Annotated in this window: 1 pseudogene; it reads left to right on the plus strand. The window is 63.0% G+C overall.

The features are described from left to right. Nucleotides 1–33: 33 nt before the first annotated feature. Nucleotides 34–257, plus strand: a pseudogene (locus tag Q1B08_RS21875) (hypothetical protein); the annotation flags it as partial.

The following is a 257-nucleotide window of genomic DNA, read 5'->3' on the forward strand; positions in this document are numbered from 1 at the left end:
CTAAGGGATAATGGACACTACCGGAGTCATGGGTTGTCAAAGCGGCGCAAGCGCAGGATCTGGAGCGACGACGAGAAGCGGGTGATCTGCGGGCAGACGCGGGTGTTGGGCGGCCAGGTTGCTCGGCGCTACGACGTCAACGCGAACTTGGTGTTCACGTGGTTGCGCGACACGGCCTTATTGCACGAAGCCTGTCCGGGATTCACATGGCGCGTCCAGCGGCATGGCTGGACGGCATGTTCGAGCCTGCCCCGACC

This window comes from uncultured Jannaschia sp., assembly GCF_947494025.1.
Taxonomy (GTDB): domain Bacteria; phylum Pseudomonadota; class Alphaproteobacteria; order Rhodobacterales; family Rhodobacteraceae; genus Jannaschia.